At 62.1% G+C, this 18159-nt stretch carries 20 protein-coding genes; 8 read left to right on the forward strand and 12 right to left on the reverse strand.

Annotated features, from left to right (window positions below):
- Window positions 1–2: 2 nt before the first annotated feature.
- The 3 genes from J2T57_RS10335 to ectA form a co-directional block, all read right to left on the reverse strand.
- On the reverse strand, window positions 3–392 hold the full coding sequence (locus J2T57_RS10335) for an ectoine synthase (protein WP_253477598.1): 390 nt from the start codon (window positions 390–392) through the stop codon (window positions 3–5).
- A gap of 85 nt (window positions 393–477) precedes the next feature.
- Complete coding sequence (gene ectB, locus J2T57_RS10340; RefSeq protein WP_253477601.1) at window positions 478–1770, reverse strand: diaminobutyrate--2-oxoglutarate transaminase; 1293 nt, start codon at window positions 1768–1770, stop codon at window positions 478–480.
- A gap of 11 nt (window positions 1771–1781) precedes the next feature.
- Window positions 1782–2312: a diaminobutyrate acetyltransferase gene (gene ectA, locus J2T57_RS10345; RefSeq protein WP_301289324.1), complete on the reverse strand. Its 531-nt coding sequence runs from the start codon at window positions 2310–2312 to the stop codon at window positions 1782–1784.
- A gap of 355 nt (window positions 2313–2667) precedes the next feature.
- Here ectA and J2T57_RS10350 point away from each other — a divergent pair, with 355 nt between their 5' ends.
- Both J2T57_RS10350 and tsaB read left to right on the forward strand, forming a co-directional pair.
- Window positions 2668–3972 carry an MFS transporter gene (locus tag J2T57_RS10350; RefSeq protein WP_253477606.1) on the forward strand — a complete coding sequence of 435 codons (1305 nt, stop codon included), beginning with the start codon at window positions 2668–2670 and terminating at the stop codon, window positions 3970–3972.
- The gene (tsaB, locus tag J2T57_RS10355; protein WP_253477610.1) at window positions 3972–4682 is read left to right on the forward strand and encodes a tRNA (adenosine(37)-N6)-threonylcarbamoyltransferase complex dimerization subunit type 1 TsaB; all 711 of its coding nucleotides are present in this window, start codon (window positions 3972–3974) and stop codon (window positions 4680–4682) included. Before J2T57_RS10350 ends, tsaB begins: the two co-directional genes overlap by 1 nt.
- Here tsaB and J2T57_RS10360 read toward each other — a convergent pair.
- Window positions 4660–6132 carry an HDOD domain-containing protein gene (locus tag J2T57_RS10360; RefSeq protein WP_253477613.1) on the reverse strand — a complete coding sequence of 491 codons (1473 nt, stop codon included), beginning with the start codon at window positions 6130–6132 and terminating at the stop codon, window positions 4660–4662. The genes tsaB and J2T57_RS10360 overlap by 23 nt on opposite strands.
- 373 nt (window positions 6133–6505) lie before the next feature.
- Between J2T57_RS10360 and motA the strand changes: the two genes are divergently transcribed.
- From motA to hemN, 3 genes are all read left to right on the forward strand, one after another.
- Complete coding sequence (gene motA, locus J2T57_RS10365) at window positions 6506–7360, forward strand: flagellar motor stator protein MotA (RefSeq protein ID WP_253477616.1); 855 nt, start codon at window positions 6506–6508, stop codon at window positions 7358–7360.
- 19 nt (window positions 7361–7379) lie between these two features.
- Window positions 7380–8243, forward strand: a complete 864-nt coding sequence (gene motB, locus J2T57_RS10370; protein ID WP_253477618.1) for a flagellar motor protein MotB — start codon at window positions 7380–7382, stop codon at window positions 8241–8243.
- A 105-nt stretch (window positions 8244–8348) separates the two neighbouring features.
- A complete protein-coding gene (hemN, locus tag J2T57_RS10375; RefSeq protein ID WP_301289300.1) occupies window positions 8349–9737 on the forward strand; it encodes an oxygen-independent coproporphyrinogen III oxidase in 1389 nt (462 codons plus the stop codon).
- A gap of 65 nt (window positions 9738–9802) precedes the next feature.
- On the opposite strand, the gene fnr is transcribed toward hemN, so the two are convergent.
- On the reverse strand, window positions 9803–10573 hold the full coding sequence (gene fnr / locus J2T57_RS10380) for a fumarate/nitrate reduction transcriptional regulator Fnr (RefSeq protein ID WP_301289301.1): 771 nt from the start codon (window positions 10571–10573) through the stop codon (window positions 9803–9805).
- A gap of 161 nt (window positions 10574–10734) precedes the next feature.
- Complete coding sequence (gene mobB / locus J2T57_RS10385) at window positions 10735–11289, reverse strand: molybdopterin-guanine dinucleotide biosynthesis protein B (protein ID WP_436262691.1); 555 nt, start codon at window positions 11287–11289, stop codon at window positions 10735–10737.
- Window positions 11290–11426: 137 nt separating this feature from the next.
- On the opposite strand from mobB, the gene J2T57_RS10390 reads away from it, so the two are divergent.
- A complete protein-coding gene (locus tag J2T57_RS10390) occupies window positions 11427–11783 on the forward strand; it encodes a carboxymuconolactone decarboxylase family protein (RefSeq protein ID WP_253477623.1) in 357 nt (118 codons plus the stop codon).
- 28 nt (window positions 11784–11811) lie between these two features.
- On the opposite strand, the gene J2T57_RS10395 is transcribed toward J2T57_RS10390, so the two are convergent.
- The 3 genes from J2T57_RS10395 to purM are packed head-to-tail and all read right to left on the reverse strand — an operon-like array spanning window position 11812 to window position 13958.
- Window positions 11812–12189 carry a SirB2 family protein gene (locus J2T57_RS10395; RefSeq protein WP_253477626.1) on the reverse strand — a complete coding sequence of 126 codons (378 nt, stop codon included), beginning with the start codon at window positions 12187–12189 and terminating at the stop codon, window positions 11812–11814.
- Between the two features lie 39 nt (window positions 12190–12228).
- Window positions 12229–12885 carry a phosphoribosylglycinamide formyltransferase gene (purN, locus tag J2T57_RS10400; RefSeq protein WP_253477629.1) on the reverse strand — a complete coding sequence of 219 codons (657 nt, stop codon included), beginning with the start codon at window positions 12883–12885 and terminating at the stop codon, window positions 12229–12231.
- Window positions 12882–13958, reverse strand: a complete 1077-nt coding sequence (gene purM / locus J2T57_RS10405) for a phosphoribosylformylglycinamidine cyclo-ligase (RefSeq protein WP_253477632.1) — start codon at window positions 13956–13958, stop codon at window positions 12882–12884. The genes purN and purM overlap by 4 nt, the downstream gene beginning before the upstream one ends.
- Window positions 13959–14110: 152 nt before the next feature.
- On the opposite strand from purM, the gene J2T57_RS10410 reads away from it, so the two are divergent.
- Window positions 14111–15187, forward strand: coding sequence for a DUF2066 domain-containing protein (locus J2T57_RS10410; RefSeq protein ID WP_253477635.1), 1077 nt, complete (start codon window positions 14111–14113; stop codon window positions 15185–15187).
- Window positions 15188–15204: 17 nt separating this feature from the next.
- Here J2T57_RS10410 and J2T57_RS10415 read toward each other — a convergent pair whose 3' ends face one another.
- Window positions 15205–16224, reverse strand: coding sequence for a DUF481 domain-containing protein (locus J2T57_RS10415; RefSeq protein WP_253477638.1), 1020 nt, complete (start codon window positions 16222–16224; stop codon window positions 15205–15207).
- A 105-nt stretch (window positions 16225–16329) separates the two neighbouring features.
- On the opposite strand from J2T57_RS10415, the gene hda reads away from it, so the two are divergent.
- A complete protein-coding gene (gene hda, locus J2T57_RS10420; RefSeq protein WP_253477642.1) occupies window positions 16330–17031 on the forward strand; it encodes a DnaA regulatory inactivator Hda in 702 nt (233 codons plus the stop codon).
- Here hda and J2T57_RS10425 read toward each other — a convergent pair.
- Window positions 16991–17392, reverse strand: coding sequence for a DUF2069 domain-containing protein (locus J2T57_RS10425; protein ID WP_253477645.1), 402 nt, complete (start codon window positions 17390–17392; stop codon window positions 16991–16993). The genes hda and J2T57_RS10425 overlap by 41 nt on opposite strands.
- Window positions 17389–17997 carry an NAD(P)H:quinone oxidoreductase gene (gene wrbA / locus J2T57_RS10430; protein WP_253477648.1) on the reverse strand — a complete coding sequence of 203 codons (609 nt, stop codon included), beginning with the start codon at window positions 17995–17997 and terminating at the stop codon, window positions 17389–17391. Before wrbA ends, J2T57_RS10425 begins: the two co-directional genes overlap by 4 nt.
- Window positions 17998–18159 lie beyond the last annotated feature (162 nt).

The following is an 18159-nucleotide window of genomic DNA, read 5'->3' on the forward strand; positions in this document are numbered from 1 at the left end:
GATCAGTCGTCGGCCAGGTTGTAAGAGCCGTCTTCGTCGTGGGTCTCGCGGCCGGTGACAGGGGGGTTGAACGCACAGATCAGGCGCATGTCCGCGGTGCCACCGCGGAGAATGTGGCGGTCGTGCTGATCCAGGGCATAGAGCACCCCGTCCCGGATTTCATGCACTTCACCAGTAGCGAGATCTTCAATGCTCCCGTTGCCGGCGACACAGTAGACGGCCTCAAGGTGATTCTTGTACCACAGGTGCAGCTCGGCGCCGGCAGGGATGATGGTCTCGTGAAACGAGAAGCCCATGCCGTCTTTCTTGAGCAGCAACCGACGGCTGGTCCAGCCCGGGCCTTCCACTTCACGGTCGGTACCGATGATCTTGTTCACGTCAACGATTTTCATAGTTGCTCCCGGTTTGCTGTTTGGTCCCCATCAATGAATAACGGCCCCGGAGACTATTCGTTCTCCGGGGCCGCGAGTGCTTGCCCTATTCGCTGGCAGCTTTCTTGGTGATGCCCAACTCCCGCATGGCCTCGACCAGGCTGTCTTCGATGATGTCCAGTCCCTTGACCAGATCCTCATCGGAGGTGGTCAGCGGCGGAAGCAACTTCAGCACTTCGTCGTCGGGTCCGGCGGTTTCGATGATCAACCGTTTCTTGAAAGCAACTGCCGAGGTCTTGCCGGCCAGTTCCTTATTGCCGAATTCGATGGCCTGCATCATGCCGCGACCCCGGGGCGTACCTTCAGCCTCGGGGTACTTGCGCACCATCTCCAGCAGCCGCTTCTCGATCATGGATGACCGTCGGGCGATATCCTGCTCCAGGGTGTCGTCGGCCCAGAACAGCTCGAGGGTCCGCCTGGCGGTCACGAAGGCGAGGTTGTGACCCCGGAACGTGCCGTTGTGCTCGCCAGGCTCCCAGATGTCGTGCTCCGGTTTCAGCAGCGTCAATGCCAGGGGAAGCCCGTAGCCGCTGATAGACTTGGAAACGGTAACTACATCCGGGTCGATTCCGGCTTCCTCGAAGCTGAAGAACTTGCCGCAGCGTCCGTTACCCGTCTGGATGTCGTCGACGATCAGCATGATGTCGTACTTGCGGCAGATATCCTGCAGGCCTCGCAGCCATTCGTCGGCAGCGACATTGACGCCACCTTCGGCCTGCACGGTCTCGACGACCGCAGCGGCAGGCAGGTCCATGCCGGAGCCGGAGTCCTGGAGCATCCGGTCGATGTATTCGATGGTGTTGTGCTCGGGCCCGAAGTAGTTGGAGTAGGGCATCGAGTCACTGTGGGTCAGCGGCAGACCGGCACCCTGGCGCTTGAACGAGTTACCCGTGATGGACAAAGCGCCCAGCGTCATGCCGTGGAAGGCGTTGGTGAAGGACATGATCTTTTCACGCCCCTTGACCTTGCGGGCGATCTTGAGCGCCGCCTCGACGGCGTTGTTACCGGCCGGCCCGGGGAACTGCACTTTGTAATTCATGCCCCGGGGCTGGAGGATCAGACGGTCAAACGCTTCCAGGAATTCGGCCCGCGCCACCGAGGCCATGTCCAGGCTATGGGTGATGTTGTCCCCGGAGATGTAATCCAGCAACGCTTCCTTCAACTCCGGGTGGTTGTGGCCGTAGTTGAGCACACTCGCCCCGGCGAAAAAATCCAGATAGGCGTTGCCGTCCACGTCGTAAAGCCAGGAGCCCCGTGCTTTTTCGAACACAGCCGGAAAATTGCGCACGTAGCTGCGCACAACGCTTTCATGGTCAGTAATGGCCTTCATCAGGTCCATGGAACACCTCTTCAATAGTTGAGCTGATCGACGCGGGCTGGCTCGAACTCACCGATCAGGTAGAGTTCTTCGGCCTCGTGCCCACCTTCGGGAAAGTGGTCTTCGCGGAAACATTCAGTAGCCTTGATTTCGGTGCCAAGGTCTCTGGCGACGGCCGAAAACAATGCTTTTGAAGCCGCGTTCGACGGCGAAATTGTCGTTTCCAGCATGGTTGCCCCGCGAGCGCCCGGCGCTTGCAGGAAAGCCGCGAGCAGGCGTTTGCCGAGCCCCTGGCCCCGGGCCTCCGCCGCGACACCCACTTGCCAGAGGAAAATCGATCCGGGTCGTGCCGGTGGACGGTAGCCGGTAACGAATCCGGCCAGATGATTGTCCTGTTCAGCGACGATGCAGGTATCTGCGAAGTCCTTGGCCAGCAGCAAATACATGTAGGCCGAGTTTACGTCGAGCACGCCGGATTCTTTCACCAGTCGCCAGATTGCGGCGCCATCTGCGACGTTGGGCGTCCTGAATCGGAGTGTCGCGCGTTGATCCTCCTGGTGCATGCTGTCGATCCTGTGTCGGTATCGGGCTTGGCGCTTGCGATCCGTCCGCAGAGTATAGGCAATGAAAACCGGTGAAAGTCTTCGTCGCCTTGCCGGCTCGACCGGCCCGTGTATCAGTTTGCTAAGGCTGCCGCGGATGTCGATTCCGGGCGGGGAGGGCATGACAGTTGCTTTGCGGAGGGGGCAAGCCGTTTCCTCGCGGCTACAAATTCGCGTCGTATTTAAGCATTTGGGGAACAAAAAGTCAATGCCGGGGCTGGTCACTCGCCTTTGCGCCGGGTGACAACATTGACGCCGCCCCAAGCGCAGCCCAACATTCACCGCTTGCTGGTTTCCTGCACACGGACCGTCGAACATGTCGCGCACACTGGCGTCTCTCGCCGCCCTTTTTACCTCTATGGGCATCCTTCTGCTTGGAGGGGGGCTGCTCGGCACGCTGCTTGCCGTGCGCATGGGTGTCGAGGGATTGCGCTCCGAGACGATCGGCCTGGTGATGGCCTGTTACTCCGTAGGCTTTGTGCTGGCCACGCTGGTCTGTACGCGGATTATCCAGAAAGTCGGTCACATACGCTGCTTTGCGGCTTTTTCTGCGCTCGCGTGCTGTGCCGCCCTCGTGCACGGCTTGCACGTTGACCCCTGGCTCTGGGCCGCCATGCGTATTCTGTTCGGCTTTTCGCTGGCCGGCATCTACATGGTCACCGAGAGTTGGCTTAACGACCGGACCCCGAAGGAGTATCGGGGCCGGGTGCTGAGCATCTACATCATCGTTACGTCTCTGGCGCTCGGTTCCGGGCAGTTCCTGCTCAATGTCTGGGACGTGAGTGGATACCAGCTGTTCAGCCTGGCTGCGATTCTCATGGCCGTCGCCCTGGTGCCGGTTGCGCTGACGCGGGTATCGTCGCCGGAACTGCAGAAGACCCGGCGGGTCAGTCTTCGCCGTCTCTACCATATATCGCCCTTGGCCACCTATGGCGCGTTCGCATCGGGGCTCACCAACGGCGCGTTCTATGCCCTCGGACCGGTCTTTGCCGTGGCAGTGGGGTTCCCCGTTAACCAGATCGCGACATTCATGGGCTCGACGATTCTTGGCGGTCTGTTTCTGCAGTATGTCATCGGGCGTCTGTCCGACCGCTATGACCGCCGTCGCGTCATCATGGCCGTGACCGCGCTGGTTGCAATGGTCAGCGTCGCCATCGCCATGGCCCACGACCGGGGTATCTGGATCGTCGTCGGGCTTGCAGTCGTCTGGGGTGGCCTCAACTTCACCGTCTACGCCCTGGCCCTGGCCCTGGCCAACGATTTCATGACCCAGGAAGAGCGAATTCCCGCCAGTGCTACGATGCTGTTGACCCACGGTATCGGCATGATCACCGGGCCGATCGTCCTGGCCCGGGTGATGGGGCTGGCTGGGCCCGAAGGGCTATTCCTCGGCTTCGCCGTGATTGCAGTGACTATCGGGTTGTATGGCTGGTACCGGAACCGCTATGGCGAGCCACTTGAAGTGGAGAGTCAGGGTGCCTACCGCGCTGCGCCACAGACCATGACGGCGACCCAATACTCCGTCGAGTTGGGCGTCGATGTCGAGGATCCTCAACTCGAGTTCGATTTCGACGCCGAGGAGAGCGAACCGTTGGAACAACAACAGGAATCCACCGCCTGATGACTGTCGTGCCGAGTTCGCCAATCGTTCTTGCACTGGATGCCTGCACCGAGGCTTGCAGTGTCGCTCTTTGGCTCGAGGGCCGGGTACTACAGCAATTCGAGGTCACTCCGCGAGGTCACGCGCAGCGCTTGCTGCCCATGGTGGATGTCCTGTTGCATGAGGCCGGGCTGGAGCGTTCGGCCATTGATCTGATTGCCTGTGGACGTGGCCCTGGTGCGTTCACCGGGGTGCGCATCAGCCTCGCCGTTGCCCAGGGGCTTGCCCTGGCGCTGGATGTGCCGGTAGCGGCCATGTCCACGCTGGCAGTCCTGGCGGAGGGAACCCACCGTCGCCTGGGTACCACGTCGGTTGCCACTGCGCTGGACGCCCGCATGGGAGAGGTCTACTGGGGCGCGTTTCGGCGTGACGAGGCCACGCAGAGCATGGTGGCGGAGATAGAGGAGTCGGTGTGCGCACCCGGCAGCGTATCCCTCCCGCCGCACTGGTGTGACTATGCGGCCGCCGGGTCCGGCTGGGGCGTGCATCGCGACGCGTTGATAGGCGCTCTCCCCACGATGCCCGGCACAGTTGACGAGCAGGCCTTGCCCGAGGCCCAGGACATGCTCCGGCCGGCACTGGCCATGTTACGAGCTGGCGACGTCTGTGCGGCGGAGGCATTGGCTCCGGTCTACTTGCGTGACCGGGTCACCCATCAACAGGGATCCTGATTCGCCGCAACCCCGTCTCCAATGCTTGTACGGTGGCGTTGAATCCCGATAAGACGCGCTCATTCAGGGCGCATTCGGTTGAAGTGCGGTCCGCATAAATTAGCCCGCAAAGGCCATTGACATCCCGAACAGGGCCCACCAGCGCACTCTCTCCGCAGAACAGGCGGCGGCCACGCAGAGGTAGCTCGGCGCGCCAGGCCTGCAGGGCGCTGCCGTCCAGCCATTGTGCCTGGGGGGCGTGTAGGAAGGCATGGATTTGCGTCCCTGGGAGGCTGGACAGCTCAAGGTCCGGAAGGTGAGGATCGCCCTCGCATCCGAGCGCCATGTAGGGTCTGCAGTAGTCGCCACGTCTATCCAGACGCAGGAAAATGGCCCGGGATAGTCCATAGCCATGATGCAGGGCTCGCAGCGCGAGGCTCAGCGGCACGTCCATGGCTTCCACGGTGGCGTGCTTGAGATGCAGGTCGTCCAGGGTGCGGCTGTCGTCGCCCCGGGCACAGAGTGACAGCAGGGATCGCGCGATCCCGGGGCGCGGCATCATGCAGAACTCGCGGCCGCCAACGCTTGAAGCTGCGGTGTCCTGCTGGTCCGGAAGCAATGGTTTCCAGGTCAGGGGTAGACCGGCAGGCCGATAACGTTCGGCTTCGCTGGCGACATGCTGGACATGGGTTTGCGTGTGGTCGGCATCGAGCCCCAGAAAGGCGCCTACGGTCTCCAGCAGATCTTCGAACTCCGGATGTCGCCAGCCGAGCGGCGCGAGCTGCGCCAGGTTGGCAGCGAGGGCGAGGCCAAGCGTTCTGCGCCCGGTTACCTTGTCCGGTACAAGATGCTCCAGGACCAGCAGTGGCAGGCGCCACTGGCGGATCAGCCCGGCGCTGATATCCGCGAGGCCGACCCCGAGCACCACGTACTGGGCCTGCTGGTAAAGGTGAGGCCGCTGACCGCCCAGTTCACGCGCTGTCGTCATGGCCCGGGGCGCCGCGCACCACATGGCCAATTCACCCACGGAGCGGACCAGCGCAGCGGTTGCGATCTCGGCCGGCAGGATGTCCTGCCGTGCCTCGGCCCAGTCGCGAGCATGCCACGCGGCGTGATAGGCCAGGCTGCAAGCAAGCAGGTAGCCCCGCCGGGCTGGCTCCTGCAGTTTCTCGTCCACGCTCGCGTAATCGCCGGCCATCTCCAGGGTGCGTTGGACGCCGAGCATCATGATGGCCTGCTCTATGGCAACAATGCGGGTGTCCAAATGCCGATGGCGTAGCTGATTGGCCGCATGAATAAGGTTGATTGCCAGAGCGGCGTCGCCATAGGCGATCCGGGCCAGCTCGCGCACGCCCGTATCTTCCGTTTCTGAAAGCTGGGCGAGGGCGTTCCGGCTAGATGTGAGGATTGGCAGCGTCAGCGCCGCCAGGCGTTGTATCCAGTCTTCGAGACGGCGTGCCGGCTTGGTCATGGCCGATCTTTCCCGCGTTTGAACCGGGACGGCAGCCTACGCTGCGCCCATGCAACCTTCAGCATGGGCGCAGCGTGGGTAAAAGGGAAGTGTCTGGTGTGAACCCCGTCACACCGTAACCACTCCGGGCTGCCGATGCCGGCGCCGTGAGGTCATTTGCTGACATGCGACTGCGTTGGGGCTTGCCGGATTGCGACGGCGTTCCCATCCGGCATCGAGGCGAGCCCCTAAGATGGTGATGGTATTCGACGAGGGCTTGAGTTCCCGGTAAACCGGTCGACAAAGACCCAGGGGCCGGTGATGCCGAACGCCGCCCGGCAACATTCGTCCGGACTTTCGGGCCGTCCCGTATCGACCTGCAGAGGTTTCTTGCATGCTGATTTTGGTGGGTTTCCTGGTGGTCGTGATTTCCGTCGTGACGGGCTACGCCCTGCATGGCGGTGATCTCATGATGCTCTGGCAGCCGTTGGAGGTGCTGATCATTTTTGGCGCCGCTTTCGGCGCCTTTCTGATCGCCAATCCCATGAAGATCGTGAAGAGCGTGTTCGGCTTCATGCCAACTCTGTTGAAGGGCTCACCGTATAACAAGGGCATGTATATGGACTTGCTGGCCCTGCTCTATGAGCTGTTCTACAAGGCCCAGCGTGAAGGCTTGTTGGCCATTGAGGGAGATATCGACGATCCGGAGAACAGCGAGTTGTTCAATCGCTACCCGCGGATCAAGAAGGAAAAGCATGCCATGGAGTTCCTGCTCGACTATCTGCGCCTCATGGTTGGGGGCAGCATGAATCCCCATGAACTCGAGGCCTTGATGGAACAGGAACTCGAAGCCCTGCACGACGAGGAAGAACAACCGGCCCACGCCGTCAATCGCGTCGCCGACGCACTGCCCGGGTTCGGCATCATCGCGGCAATCCTCGGCATCATTATCGCCATGGGTGAGATCGATGGACCCGTAGAAGTCATCGGTGGGCTCGTGGCGGTGGCCCTGATCGGCACCTTCCTGGGGATTTTTGCCGGCTACTCTTTCGTGGGCCCGCTGGCCACCGCAATGGAACACCAGGCCCGCGAGAAGGCAAAGTTTCTTGAGATTATCAAGGTGACCATCGTCGCCATTCTCAACGGATACAAGCCCGTACTCGCCGTGGAGTTCGGCCGCAAGGTCATGTACGAGTCCGAGCGGCCCAGCTTCCAGGAGCTGGAGGATTTCGTGAAGAGTCGGAAGTAGCGGAGCGCGGGCGCAGGCCATGGAAGACAGAATCCAGCCGATCATCGTCAAACGCATCAAGAAGGTGAAGGGCGGCCATCATGGTGGCTCCTGGAAGGTCGCGTTTGCTGACTTCATGACTGCGATGTTCGCCATGTTCCTGGTTCTCTGGCTTGTGACGGCCATGGATGAGCCGCAGCGACAGGCCGTCGCGGAGTACTTCCGTAACCCCACCATGGTGGAGGGTGCCGACGGTGCCGGGCCGCCGTCGCTCATCGATTTCGAGGGTGGCTCGGAAGTCCCCATCGATCTGGGCGAGATTCCTGTTCGCCCTGACGATGCCTCGATCCTGGAGGAGGCAAGGCGTCTGCAGGCGGAAAGGCTCGAAAGCCTGCAGGTGGAGCTGGAACGCGCCATAGAGCAAAGCCAGGCGCTGGAGCCGTTCAAGGATCAGTTGCTGTTGGACATTACGCCGGAGGGGTTACGAATTCAGTTGGTAGATCGCCGCAACCGACCCATGTTCGACCTGGGGAGTGCGGAGTTGCGGGATTATGCGGCGCGCATCCTGAATGAGCTTGGAGTGGTGATCAACGCCGTTCCCAACAAGGTTGCGATCACCGGTCATACCGACGCCATCGCCTTCGCCGGCCCCCGTGCCCAGGATTACGACAACTGGGAACTCTCGGCCGACCGCGCCAATGCAGCACGCCGGGCATTGTTGAGCGGTGGTATCGAGCCGCAGCGCATCGCCCAGGTTGTCGGATTGGCCGATCGGGTGCTGTTTGACAGGGAAAACCCCACCAACCCGATCAACCGGCGTATCAGCATTACCGTTCTCAATGAAGAAGCCGAACGCGCCATCACCGAGCGCGAAGGCAGCCTCGAGTTTCAGGGCTCGGACTGATCCACCACGGCCGTTGACCTGAATCAACCCGGCCTCCACCGAATCTGCATAGTGTGCCTGAAGGATGGAGCCGGACGGCTCCCTTGCCATTTGCAGGTGATAGGTATGTCGGTGGTTCCGTTCGATCGCGCTCTCCAGCAGAAGTATGACCGGCCCGGGCCGCGTTATACCTCCTATCCCACTGCGCCGCAGTTCCATCATGGATTCGACGCGGTCCAGTACGCGGCCGCGGCGCTTGAGAGCAACGCCGTGCCGCTGCCGCGCCCGCTGTCACTTTATGTGCATGTGCCTTTCTGCGAGTCACTCTGCTACTACTGCGCGTGCAACAAGATCGTCACCCGTCATCGCGGCAAGGCGGATGTCTACTTGGATTACATCGAGCGCGAGCTGGCCCTGCAAGCGGCGCTGTTCGATGGCGATCGCACGGTCCAGCAGTTGCATCTTGGTGGAGGCACACCCACGTACCTCAGTGCGCGGCAGCTCTGGCGGCTGATGCAGAGTATCGCCCATCATTTCCGGTTGGCCGCAGGCAAGGAGCGGGAGTTCTCCATCGAGATTGATCCGCGGGCCGTCGACGAGGACACGATGGAAGTGCTCGCTGAGCTGGGCTTCAATCGCATCAGCCTCGGCGTGCAGGATTTCGACCCACGCGTCCAGGCGGCGGTCAATCGCCTGCAGAGCGAGGAGGAGACTCGTCGAGTTATCGAGCAGGCCCGCACCAACGGGGTGCACTCCATCAGCCTCGATCTGATCTATGGGCTGCCGCTACAAACGGTCAAGAGCTTCGACGCGACGCTTGATCGCGTCCTCGATATTCGTCCCGACCGCCTCTCCATCTACAGCTATGCCCATCTGCCGGAGCGAGTACGCGCCCAGCGCCTGATACGCACCGAGGACCTGCCGCCTGCGGGGGAGAAGTTGTCCATACTCGGCCACAGCATCAACCGTCTCAATGCGGCGGGTTACCGCACGATTGGCATGGACCATTTCGCGCTTCCGGACAACGAACTCTCGAGGGCCATGGATGCAGGCACGTTGCAGCGCAATTTCCAGGGCTACTCGACCCATGCTGATTGTGACCTGATCGGGATCGGCGTGACCGCCATCGGCAAGGTGGCCGACAGCTACAGCCAGAACGTCAAGCATCTCAACCGCTACTACGCTGAACTCGACGCGGGTCGACTGCCGTTGGAGCGCGGTGTGTTGCTGGATTTCGACGATCGACTCCGCCGCGCGGTCATCGAGGCGGTGATGTGTCGCTGGGAAGTGGACTACGCAAGCTTCGAGGACGACTACAATATCGCCTTCCAGGACTACTTCGCGCCGGAACTCGTGTCCCTGGATGAGATGGAGTCCGACGGTCTGGTGACACGCGAGCCGGGACGCCTTCGCATACAACCGCGAGGTCGTCTGTTGCTTCGCAACGTCGCCATGGTGTTCGATCGCTACCTGCGGACGGCGACACCGATCGTGCAGTATTCACGGACCGTCTGACCGAAACCCGGGCTGAAAGTCCCGGGCTGCCATTGCGTCGCGGCGCTTGTCATGCCCGAGGCGATTTACGCGCCCTCGCTTTGTCGGCGCACGTTGGGATTACCCGTCATTTCCCGAAGTGCCGGTACGTCGGTCAGGTGTACTTCCCGTCCCGAGGCGCAGATCCAGCCCTGATCCACAAAGCGTTTGAAAAGACGGCTCATGGTCTCCGGCGCCAGCCCCAGATAGTTGCTCAGGTCATGGCGTGACATGGGCAGGCGATAGCGCGTAGGCGAGAGCCCGCGCCGACCGAAACGATCCCCCAGGCTCAGCAGCAGAATGGCCAGCCGTTGCTCGGCCGTGCGCCTTGCCAGGGCCAGGAGCATCTCCTGCTCATCGAAGATTTCGCGGCTCATGATGCGCAGGAGCTGGTGTTGCAGCCCGGGAATCTTCGCCGACAGGAGCTCCAGCTCGGTGAAGGGGATTTCGCAGAGGCTGGTGGTCTCCAGGGCTTCGGCAGTGGACGGGTGGTGGTCGAAACTGATGGCGTCGAGGCCCAACAGCTCGCCCGGCAGGTGAAATGCCGTGATCTGTTCCTCGCCGTCCTCGGACAGAGTGCTGCTCTTGAGGGATCCGGTGCGCACCGCATAAATCGAGCCGAAGGTGTTTCCGGCCCGATACAGCTGATCCCCTCTGTTTAACGGCCGACGCCGCTGGACGATCCTGTCCAGCGCATCCACGTCGGAACCTTCGAGGGCCACGGGAAGGCAGAGGTCACTGAGGCTGCAGGAACTGCACGCTTCCCGAATCGCCCGCAACCGTACTCCATTGTCTGCGACGGGCTTCATGATTCCCATTTCAGTATCCTTACCGCGTTGCCGGAAAAATTCCAACACTCCCAGCAGTATAACGCAGCGCAGCGGATGTAAAGTCAGGCCGGTTGACAATAAGCCGGAATCAGCCGGTTGATCTTGTCGCCTGTAAATGATGGATGCAAAAGGTTGCTAATTCAAATGCATCATTTTGCGTCCATCGAGTTTTCCCGATGCGGAATGTTCAGCAAACCCAGTATGAAAGAGGCAACCTCTTGCGGATTGTTCAGGGCGAGCCGGGGGAGTTGTGTATCAAGCTCCGCAAGCGCGTCCGTCGCCACGGCAATGATGCAGGGATCCTGTTGATGCAGAGTCGGCCGACCCAGGGCGGGACGATGGACTTCAATCTTTGCTATCCGTGCGTCGCGAAACCCTTCGACCAGTATCACATCGCAGGCGCTGCAATCGATCCTTGGCAGTTCCTCCTCCAGCACCGGATCCTTCTCGACAGTGCGCTCGACCATCAATGCATAGCGTCGTGCCCCGGTCAGCAGAACCTGGTCGGCTCCGGCGCTGCGCAATCGGTGACTATCCTTGCCTGGGTGGTCGACATCGAACCGATGATGAGCATGCTTCACCAGCGCAATGCGCACACGGGCTTGCCGCAACTGCGGTATGACCTGCGCAAGCAAGGTTGTCTTGCCGGCACCGCTCCAGCCAGCGAAGCCCAGTACGGGAACTTCGATGCCCTCAGGCTGCAGTTGTCTCCAGGCCTTGACCTCGCACTGACTTATCGGTGGGGACATTCGGGCGATTCCTCTTCAGACTCTGCGCGGATCTGCTATCTTGCCCGTGGGCAATCCGCCCATGGAATGAACCATCACAAGGGGAGCTGGCGATGGCTGATGAACTGCCTTCCGGTGCCGCGGAAGTCGCGGAAGATTTTCCGGAAATCTGGGAAGCCTACTGCCGCCTTGGTGCCGCCTGTGCGGAGGGCGGACCGCTTGACGACCGCGAGCGGCGTCTGGTGAAACTCGCCTTTTCCATGGCGGTTGGCAGCGAAGGTGCGACCCATTCCCATGTGCGACGCGCGCTTGACGATGATATATCCGTTGACGAACTCCGCCACATCGCCATGCTGGCCGTGCCCACCCTCGGTTTTCCCAGAGCGGTGGCTGCGCTTACCTGGATCGATGATGTACTCGACGAGGAAGAACTCGACGAGGACGATGATCTTGATGAGGACGACGCCTAGCTTGCCCCGCATCCGCTGGCGAAGGGCCTCAGAACGGCCATGGTTGCTTGCTGAAGGCAACGGCATAGATATAGAAGAAAACCAGTAGGGCACCGACGAAGGCCGCAATTCTTGCAGGTTTGGTGCGGCCTCTCCGCAACGCGATGGTCCCCAGCACGATATAGGCGACCAGGCCCAGAATCTTGACCATCAGCCAGCCCTGCGTGAGGGGGTTAAGGCTGATCATCACCAGCATGGTTATCGCCGACGCCAGCAGCACGGTGTCAATGACGTGGGGGACAATCCGCACCCAGCGTCGCTGCAGCATGCCTGGCCAGGCGATCATCCAGACGCCCCGTAGCAGGAACAGCGAGATAGTGAGCAGCGCCATCGTGGAGTGCAGGTGTTTGACGACGATGTAATCCATGGCCTTGGGGTTCGGTCCTCAAATGACGAATTGTTGGCTTCAGGCGGGCAGCGGGGCGTCAGGCCGAACGGTCACCGGCTCCTTAAGCGGCCGTCCGTCGAACCGTGGCACGCCCTGGGTCAGCGTCAATCTCCCTTGCAGAAACCAGCGAATCACGCGCGGATAGATCCGGTGTTCCTCGCGCTGAACCCGTGCTGCCAGGCTGTGTTCCGTGTCATCGGGCAACACGGGTATGCGAGCCTGCATCACCAGGGGGCCGGCGTCCAGGTCAGGCGTCACGAAGTGCACGCTGCAGCCGTGCTCGCTATCTCCGGCGGCTAGCACACGCTGATGGGTGTGAAGTCCGCGGTAGGCTGGTAACAGAGACGGATGGATGTTGAGCATGCGACCCGCGTAATGTTGCACAAAACCTTCTGAGAGGATGCGCATGAATCCGGCCAACACCACCAGCGCAGGTTTGTGGGCGTCGATCTCCTGTTGCAAGGCCGCATCATAAGCCTCGCGGTTGGCGTAGTTGCCATGTGGCAGGGCGATGGCAGGCACGCCGCTCCGGCGAGCGCGTTCCAGTCCGTGGGCATCTGCCCTGTTGCTGATCACGGCGGCAATGGGTGCCGGCAGGTCGCCACTGGCGGCGGCATCAAGCAGTTGTTGCAGATTGCTACCGCTACCGGAAATGAGCACGACAACCCCAGTCATCGCTGGGTGCTGTCCGGGGTGAAGTGGACCCGGGCATCATCAGCGCTGGTCGCGGCTTCGATAGCGCCGAGATGCCACGCCTGCTCACCGTTTGCCGTAAGCAGGCGCAGGCCGGTCTCCAGGGAGTCCGCCGGAACCACCAGGACCATGCCGATGCCGCAGTTGAACGTCCGATACATTTCGTCCTGGGCAACAGTCCCGCTATCCTGCAGCCAACGGAAAACCTCTGGCCATTGCCAGCTACCGGTGTCGATAACCGCCTGCATGCCATCTGGTAGCACCCTCGGCAGGTTCTCTGTCAGCCCGCCGCCGGTGATGTGCGCCATGGCATGGACTGGCTGCTCGGCGATCAGGGCATGCACCGCCTTGACGTAGATGCGGGTGGGGGCCATAAGCGCATCGGCAAGACGGCGCTCGCCAAGGGGCATGTCGGGGGTTGCGCCGGCATGGGTCATGATCCGGCGAATCAGTGAATAGCCGTTGGAGTGCGGACCGCTGGACGCCAGCGCAATCAGCTGATCTCCGGGAGCCACCGCGCTGCCGTCAATGATCCTGTCACGCTCCACTACGCCGACACAGAAGCCGGCGAGATCGTAGTCTCCTGCCTCGTACATGCCTGGCATTTCTGCCGTCTCGCCACCAATCAGCGCGGCTCCGGCCTGCTCGCAGCCCGTGGCGATGCCTTCCACGACCCGGGCCGCGATATCCACGTCCAGTTTGCCGGTGGCGTAGTAGTCCAGGAAATAGAGCGGTTCCGCACCGCAAACGAGAATGTCGTTGACGCACATGGCAACCAGGTCGATGCCGATACCATCATGCAGGCCCGTCTCGATGGCCAGACGCAGCTTGGTGCCAACACCGTCGGTACCCGACACCAGGACCGGTCTGCGATAGCGATCCACCGGTACCTCAAACAGGCCGCCGAAGCCGCCAAGGCCGCCCAGGACCTCGGGTCTCCGGGTGCGGGCCACTGCGGGCTTGATGCGTTCCACCAGGGCGTTTCCGGCATCAATGTCGACCCCTGCTTCGCGGTAGGTCAGACCGGTGGTTCCCGATGCGTCATGACTGGTCAAGCCAGGCTCCTTCCGAGTGTGCGCGAGGGCGCTACTATACCGGAGCGCTTAGCCTGAATCATCGTCCACTGTTTCCTGCCGATGACAGCTATGCGCGACCTTTGCGAGACGGGTACCATGCCAGAGCGAGTCGTTACCCGGAGACCTGGTCCATGTCCCTTGCCCGCTTTACCGTCTGCATTCTGTTGATGTTCGTCGCGTCCCCGCTGGCTTGGGGTCAGAGTTCGGTTCCCGGGCTTTACGATGCGCGTGTGCAGGTGGAATCCCAGGCGGACGATGAACGTCGTCGCGCCACCAGGGAGGGGCTGGAGCAGGTGGTTGTCCGAATGACCGGGCAGCGGGAAGTCCTCGGTGACGAGTCCGTCCGGGATCTAGTACGGGGTGCTGATCGCTACGTCCAGCAGTTCGGCTTCGAAACCCGGGAGACCGACGATGGCGACCAGCTTGAACTGAGACTGCGGTTCGACGGGCAGGCCTTGCAACGCGCTCTGGCAGAACGCGAGATTTCGGTCTGGGTCGAGGCTGACCGCCCACGGGTGCTCATTTGGCTCGCAATCGACCGGGCCGGCGACCGCGAGCTTGTCGGCGGGGATACGGCGCTGGATGTCCAGCAACTGGTTCGTGATGGCGCGCGTGATGCCGGTTTGCCCGTGCTCATGCCACTGCAGGATCTGGAGGATCGCCAGCGCCTGAGTTCCTCGGACGTCTGGGGCGGGTTCCGCGGGCCGATTCTTGAAGCCTCGGCGCGCTATCGGGCTGAGGTGGTGCTGGTAGGGCGGTTGGACCGGCGGGGCCAGGAATTTGCGGGGCGTTGGTTGCTGTTCCGGGATGGCGAAACCCAGGAGTGGAGTGCGACGGACGAGGAACTGGACGCTGTCCTCGCCGCAGGAACCAGTGGCGCTGCTGAACGCCTGGCGCGTGCACTTGGGAGGCGTCCAGGCGAGCGGGTCGTGGGTGATTTCACGCTGCAGGTCGATGGTCTTCAGGGGCTTGCAGACTTCACCTACGTTCACCGACTGCTCGGCGAGACGCGCGGCGTCGGCGGCGTAGACGTGCTACGCGCCGATGGCGAAACGCTGTATTTGCGTATTCGACTAGAGGGCGACAGCGATCGTTTCATTCGCGATGTGGAGCAGGGCGGTCGCCTGGAGCGCGTCCGCTCCGACTCCATGACCAGCCCCGCCGCGGATGCGCCCACTGTTGATCTCGGTTTCCGTCTGCGCGGCTGATCTTGCGCCGGCTTGACCTACCAGCTGTAGCCGATGGTCGCCACATAGGCCTGATCGGTCTTGCGGCGGTCACCCGGCGGATCGTTATCGTAATCCACGTTGGCCTGTAAGGTTCCCGTAAGCCCGAACATCAGCGGGAATCGCAGGCCGGTTCGCGTCTGCACCAGGAACTCGCCGGCTTTCTCCAGACTGACCAGCCCCTCCTGGGAGTGAAAAAGGCGCAGGGAGGCGCCGAATAGCCGCTCTTCGTAGTCAATGGCCCAACGCCCTGCCGGGTTCGACTCGTTCTCGGCGTCATAGAAATCCTGGTTCACGTAGCTGACACCGAGTTCGGAGGACAGGCTGCGACGCGGGGAATCAAAGAACTGATAACCGAAACCGGCACCGGCGGCGGTTCGCAGGCGTAGATCCTTGAAGCGGTTTCTGTTCAAGGAAACGGAGCTGTTGGCGTAGACCCGGTCCGACAGGAAGTGGTCGTAGCGGGCCGTGGCTGAGGCGTTGTCCCGCACCAGAACGCCGTCATCCTTGGCCTGGTTGACGTCACCGGCGAGGCGAAAGCGGTTGACGTTGGTACGGGCCTCGAAATTGCCATTGGCGTTATAGGCTTCACTGCGCGTGTTGCCGCGGGTGAAATTGCCACCTGCGGCGATATTCCCGGTGGTGCGCACCCGGTCACGCTCGGGCGTGGAGGGCCCGCTGATCTCGGCCACCGATGTCAATGCGAAGCTCACCGGGGCATCGAGATTGACGGAGTCCATGCGCAGACGGCCATCTTCCGCTTCGACGATCCGTCCGGCGATCTCGGTGCCGTCATTCAGCAGGACGCGTACCACGTCGTCGGTGGTCAGGCCCGCGACACGGTCCCAGTTGATGTTCACGGTCGTGGACGTGACTTGCTGGCGGAACTCCACGCGACCGTCCCCGAGGCGAATCAGCGTACCGCTGATGCGGTCACCATTGTCGAGTAGCAGAGTGTCGGCCTGAACGGCTCCCGCGATGAGAATGCCGAGCAGGCCGGCGAGTAGTCTTGAACCCATGTAGGCTTCCTTGATCGTATTGTGTTGGTTCTGGCCGAGCGGTGCGACGCCACACCTTAGCCGTTACACTGCGGCAACTTCTACCCGGAATGAGGGCGCGGCGCCGTGCACTCGGAAGCTCGACAATTACCGCTGGACATCCGTTGGCATGACATTGCCAGCCTGGAGCAGTTCCATCCCGGCCGAAATGCAGTCACGCTTGATGCATTGCGGTCCCTGCTGAAGGGCGAATCAATGGAGCCCCTTTTCATCTATGGCGGGAGTGGCAGCGGCAAGACCCACTTGCTGCAGGCAGCTTGCAGACGACTTGGTGAATCCGGCAGCCCGGTTTTCTACCTGTCTCTGGATCAGGCCGGCAGGACGCCGGCAATGCTCGACGGCCTCGACAGCATGGCTCTGGTCGCCATCGACAGCCTGGAGCGCCTCAACGGCGATTCGGAAATGGAGCAGGCGCTGTTTCACTGCTACAACCGTGTGCGCGACGGCGGAGGCCGTTTGCTGATCGCCGCCCGTAAGCGCCCTGCGGACCTGTCACTCGGTCTTGCCGATCTGCGATCGCGCCTCAACTGGGGGCTGGTGCAGCGCATGCTGCCACTGCAGGATGACGATCTCAGTGAAGCCTTGCGGCAACGTGCGAGACACCGGGGCCTGGAACTTCCCGAAGAGACTTCGACATTCATGCTCAGCCGGCTGAGCCGTGATCCGGCCGGTTTGTTCGCGCTGCTCGACCGCCTCGACCGAGCCGCCCTCGAGGCGCAGCGGCGGCTCACGATTCCCTTTGTTCGCCAGGTGCTTGGCCTTGGTTGATGTCCGTCTTCGGTGCCCGGGTCAGCCGCACGTAGGCGACCGTCGATACGAATAGAAGCAATGACAGTACCGTGCAGGCCGAGGCCAGCCAGCGTACCGGCGCCGGATCGGGAATCTGCGCGACGCCCAACGCAAAGTAGAACAGGCTCAGCAGGCTGACCCAGGCTGCAGTATAGCGGCGTCCATGGAGCAACCCCCGTAGCGGGACCACCAGGGGCAGGACCAGCAAGAGTAACAGCGGTGCAATCAGCGCCTCGTTCTGAGGCGGGCTCAGGTAGGCTATCCAGGCGCCAAGCAGGATGGCAAGGGCAACCAGGCTGGTGGCCATGGCCACGTGTGCGATTCGAGCTACCGGCATCATGCCTCTCGCCCCCGCTTGAGTTGCACGGCGGCAGTGGCGACGCGCCGGCCCAGATGTCGCGCCAGTGTCTGCTCATCGTCGCCCAGGGCCCGGTCGCCCTCGGCTCCCGACCAATGACTGGCGCCATAGGGTGTGCCACCTTCCCGGGTCCGCATCAGGGCCGATTCTGTATAGGGCAGGCCGATGATGTACATGCCGTGATGCAGCAGAGGCAGCATCATGCTGAGGAGGGTTGATTCCTGACCACCGTGCAGCGAGCCGGTGGACGTGAAAACCGCCGCGGGACGGCCTGCCAGCGAGCCGGACATCCATAGGTCAGAAGTGCCGTCGAGGAAATGCTTCATCGGTGCCGCCATGTTACCGAAGCGGGTTGGGCTACCCATAACGAGGCCGTCGCAGTGGCGCAGATCATCCTTCTCGGCATAGGGCGGCCCGTCCGCCGGTACCGCTGCTTCCGTGGCCTCGCAGACCGTAGAAACCGGTGGCACGGTCCGCAGCACGGACTCGGCCCCGTCCACGCCCTCGATACCACGGGCAATCTGTTCGGCCAGCAGCCTCGTGGAGCCCTGGCGGCTGTAATAGAGCACAAGAATGGTTGCGGTCATGGGCTTTTGCCCCCGTCTAATCGTGTGTTGCATGCCACTTCGGAGCCAAATCCGGCCGGCGGTTGGGGTGTCAGCGAGCGGCGGAACGACTGCCACACCCGGGAGTGTGATAAGTTTTCACAGACATGGTTCAGCGCACCGCGCCAACCCGAGTCGCGATTT

The organism is Natronocella acetinitrilica (genome assembly GCF_024170285.1).
GTDB lineage: Bacteria > Pseudomonadota > Gammaproteobacteria > Nitrococcales > Aquisalimonadaceae > Natronocella > Natronocella acetinitrilica.

Excerpts from the sequence above, each read along its gene's own strand:
- J2T57_RS10335 (WP_253477598.1), bottom strand. The coding sequence starts at position 392 with ATGAAAATCGTTGACGTGAACAAGATCATCGGTACCGACCGTGAAGTG.
- ectB (WP_253477601.1), bottom strand. The coding sequence starts at position 1,770 with ATGGACCTGATGAAGGCCATTACTGACCATGAAAGCGTTGTGCGCAGC.
- ectA (WP_301289324.1), bottom strand. The coding sequence starts at position 2,312 with ATGCACCAGGAGGATCAACGCGCGACACTCCGATTCAGGACGCCCAAC.
- J2T57_RS10350 (WP_253477606.1), top strand. The coding sequence starts at position 2,668 with ATGTCGCGCACACTGGCGTCTCTCGCCGCCCTTTTTACCTCTATGGGC.
- tsaB (WP_253477610.1), top strand. The coding sequence starts at position 3,972 with ATGACTGTCGTGCCGAGTTCGCCAATCGTTCTTGCACTGGATGCCTGC.
- J2T57_RS10360 (WP_253477613.1), bottom strand. The coding sequence starts at position 6,132 with ATGACCAAGCCGGCACGCCGTCTCGAAGACTGGATACAACGCCTGGCG.
- motA (WP_253477616.1), top strand. The coding sequence starts at position 6,506 with ATGCTGATTTTGGTGGGTTTCCTGGTGGTCGTGATTTCCGTCGTGACG.
- motB (WP_253477618.1), top strand. The coding sequence starts at position 7,380 with ATGGAAGACAGAATCCAGCCGATCATCGTCAAACGCATCAAGAAGGTG.
- hemN (WP_301289300.1), top strand. The coding sequence starts at position 8,349 with ATGTCGGTGGTTCCGTTCGATCGCGCTCTCCAGCAGAAGTATGACCGG.
- fnr (WP_301289301.1), bottom strand. The coding sequence starts at position 10,573 with ATGGGAATCATGAAGCCCGTCGCAGACAATGGAGTACGGTTGCGGGCG.
- J2T57_RS10390 (WP_253477623.1), top strand. The coding sequence starts at position 11,427 with ATGGCTGATGAACTGCCTTCCGGTGCCGCGGAAGTCGCGGAAGATTTT.
- J2T57_RS10395 (WP_253477626.1), bottom strand. The coding sequence starts at position 12,189 with ATGGATTACATCGTCGTCAAACACCTGCACTCCACGATGGCGCTGCTC.
- purN (WP_253477629.1), bottom strand. The coding sequence starts at position 12,885 with ATGACTGGGGTTGTCGTGCTCATTTCCGGTAGCGGTAGCAATCTGCAA.
- J2T57_RS10410 (WP_253477635.1), top strand. The coding sequence starts at position 14,111 with ATGTCCCTTGCCCGCTTTACCGTCTGCATTCTGTTGATGTTCGTCGCG.
- J2T57_RS10415 (WP_253477638.1), bottom strand. The coding sequence starts at position 16,224 with ATGGGTTCAAGACTACTCGCCGGCCTGCTCGGCATTCTCATCGCGGGA.
- J2T57_RS10425 (WP_253477645.1), bottom strand. The coding sequence starts at position 17,392 with ATGATGCCGGTAGCTCGAATCGCACACGTGGCCATGGCCACCAGCCTG.
- wrbA (WP_253477648.1), bottom strand. The coding sequence starts at position 17,997 with ATGACCGCAACCATTCTTGTGCTCTATTACAGCCGCCAGGGCTCCACG.